At 44.8% G+C, this 2,903-nt stretch carries 4 protein-coding genes; 2 read left to right on the top strand and 2 right to left on the bottom strand.

Going from position 1 to position 2,903, the window contains the following annotated elements; all coding sequences use genetic code 11:
* Nucleotides 1-81: 81 nt before the first annotated feature.
* Entirely contained in the window at nt 82-585 is a 504-nt protein-coding gene (locus VLN09_RS05565; RefSeq protein ID WP_325244473.1) for a histidine phosphatase family protein, read from the bottom strand.
* Nucleotides 586-591: 6 nt separating this feature from the next.
* Between VLN09_RS05565 and VLN09_RS05560 the strand changes: the two genes are divergently transcribed.
* Complete coding sequence (locus VLN09_RS05560) at nt 592-909, top strand: hypothetical protein (protein ID WP_325244472.1); 318 nt, start codon at nt 592-594, stop codon at nt 907-909.
* A gap of 193 nt (nt 910-1,102) precedes the next feature.
* Nucleotides 1,103-2,239, top strand: coding sequence for a glycerate kinase (locus VLN09_RS05555; protein ID WP_325244470.1), 1,137 nt, complete (start codon nt 1,103-1,105; stop codon nt 2,237-2,239).
* Between the two features lie 38 nt (nt 2,240-2,277).
* On the opposite strand, the gene VLN09_RS05550 is transcribed toward VLN09_RS05555, so the two are convergent.
* Nucleotides 2,278-2,903 (bottom strand): substrate-binding domain-containing protein (locus tag VLN09_RS05550; RefSeq protein ID WP_325244468.1); only part of this gene is annotated, 626 nt, incomplete at its 5' end.

The following is a 2,903-nucleotide window of genomic DNA, read 5'->3' as shown; positions in this document are numbered from 1 at the left end:
GCTTAAGATGTCGTAAAACATTAAAAACGGTTATCAGGATGACCATTTTTTTAGTTAAATATTAATACGACTACAGGATAGCTATGCCACAGAGCGTGACCACTTAATCGCAAGATTCGGCACCTCTTGACCAGCCGCGATCATCTTAGCGGCATTGATCCAACCAGCATGATCGATGGCTAATACTGGGTGATCTTTTTGCTCAGCTAAAATTTTGTCCAACCAACTCTCCGCTCGATTAAATAGCTGCTGTAAGCTCTCGCCATTATCGGGCGCAAAATGAACAAAGTTATTACACCATTCATCAATTTGTTGTTTCTCAATCTGTTCCCAAGACTTACCATCCCAATCGCCGAAATTAATTTCAGCAAACTCAGGCGCAATCGTGCATTTAAAGCCACGTTGTGCCAATATCACTCCAACTTTTAAAGAGCGATGTAATGGGCTGACCCACATCATTTTAGGCAATTGATTCAGACGCACAAAGCGCTCGATTTTGTTAGCAAGGCATTTTAGTTTACGTCTATCGACCTTTATATCTGTCTGCCCGATACAGAGACTACTAGCAGCAATAGCATCTCTCAAGGCTTGGTGGTCGCGGCGCCTATTCTTTTAATCACTGGTGCTGGCGGCGCGTTTGGCGCTATGCTAAAGGTCACACCAATTGGTGATTATTTAGGGACGACCTTATCTGCCCTAGGGCTTGGTATTTTTATGCCGTTTATCGTCTCTGCTGCACTAAAAACTGCGCAAGGTTCAACCACTGTTGCCTTGGTAACTACATCGGCGATGGTCGCACCATTACTAGGTCAAATAGGTCTCGATAGTGAGCTTGGTCGCGTATTTTTTGTGAGGGTAATTGGTGCAGGTGCGATGACTATTTCACATGCAAATGATAGCTTTTTTTGAATTGTTAGCCAGTTTAGCCGTATGAGTGTGGCTCAGGCTTATAAAGCCCCTTCTATGGCGACTGGTATTCAAGGCGTGACTAGCATCATCTTTATCTGGCTATTAACCTTGGTGTTTATCTAACGCCTTAGTTAAATTATTGAAAATAAAGTTATTAAAAAATAGTTTCAAAGCAACATTCAAAGAGAAAGTCATGAAAATTTTAATCGCCCCTGACTCGTTTAAAGAAAGCGTAGAAGCACTAGATGTTTGCCACGCTATCCAATCTGGATTCAGTGAAGTATTCCCTGACGCTGACTATAAGCTGCTGCCTATGGCAGATGGCGGCGAAGGCACCTCTGCCGTGTTGTCTTACGTGTTAGGTGGGCGCTGGAAAGAAGTGGTAGTAAATGACCCCTTGATGCGACCCATTAGCGCAAAGTATTTACTATTGCCCGATGCGACTGCTGTCATCGAAATCGCTCAAGCTTGCGGCTTACATCTATTAATTGCGGCAGAGCGCAATCCTGTCATCGCGAGTAGCTATGGCGTCGGCGAGCTGATTGCAGATGCTTTAGAGGAAGGCGTCAAGCGTATCATCATTGGTCTTGGTGGTAGTGCCACCAATGATGCGGGACTTGGTATGCTAACAGCACTTGGTATGACGTTTCATGATAGTGATGACAATACATTAGCCCAAGGCGGCGGCGCGCTTGCCAACTTACAACGATTAGACGCTACAAGCTTTCATGCCAGCGTGTTAGAGACAGTATTTGAAGTAGCTTGTGATGTCACCAACCCTTTATGTGGCGAGTTAGGTGCCAGCGCGATATTTGGTCCTCAAAAAGGCGCTAGTCCACAGCAAGTTAATGATTTGGACCAAGCGTTAAACCACTTTGCGAGTATATGCGAGCAGAATGGCTACCAAGATTATCAAGAGATAGCGGGTGCGGGCGCAGCAGGTGGTCTTGGCTATGCGTTAATGAGCTTTTGCCAAGCTGAGTTAAAATCAGGTTTTGATACAGTGGCAGAAGTTGCCAACTTATCACAGCACATCACCGATGCAGATTTAATCATCACCGGTGAAGGCAAGCTTGATGCTCAATCTGCTATGGGTAAAGTAGCTGGCGGTATTAGCCACATTGCCAGACTGAACCATACGCCAGTGATTGCGATTTGTGGCAGTGTTGATGGACTAAAACCGGCTCAGACTAGTCAGTTTGACGTTATTATGCCCAGTATTCAAAAACTAGATACCATCGATAATATCTTTAAAAATGCTTATCATAATATTGAAACCACCGCCGCCAATATTGCTGCGGCAATAAAACTGGGTCAAAGCATCAAGTAGGTTTTATGAGGCTATTTCAGTCGCTCTTTTAGCCACTGTTATAGCCATTTTTTTACCTCATTGATAACGGTTTGCATCCTATTTGGTAGTACTTGCTGGCGGCGTATAGCAAGATACAGAGTTTCACTAACTGAGACTGGCAGCTGATGACATTTAAGCAGCTGCGGATTTGGATACGCGGCAACTGCGTGCGCTGGTAATACGGTAAATCCAAGCCCCCTACTCACTGGCTCTAAAATCATACCTATCTGATTAGAAAAACCTTTTTTATTAAAACCATTGATGTGCTCAAACTTAGGATAATTGGTGCTCAATAGCAAACTGGCATGATGTGCGCCATCAGGATGATCAATAAATCCAAGCTCGGTAAGCGCTTCCCAGCTTGGCTCAATCGTCGAGACTGGTGTCACCAGTTGCAGCGCTTCTTGAGCCACCGGCTTGCAGCTGACCGTCTCATCATCTGAGATAGTTGTCATAAAACCTATATCAATCTCATGCTTGGAAAGCGCCTGCTCTATATCCGTATTGGGGGCAAAACGGTAATCAATCACCAACTGCGGATACTGCGCTTGTAATGTTAACAGCTGCGGATAGAGCTTTAAACCAACACTTCCAGGCGACATGAGTCGAACCAATCCCTCATAAGCCGAATCCTCACCGATAC

Origin of the sequence: Psychrobacter sp., from assembly GCF_035469765.1 — a bacterium.
Classification (GTDB): domain Bacteria; phylum Pseudomonadota; class Gammaproteobacteria; order Pseudomonadales; family Moraxellaceae; genus Psychrobacter.
Note: the sequence above shows the minus strand (reverse complement) of the source record. Positions and strands in the feature narration are given on the sequence as shown.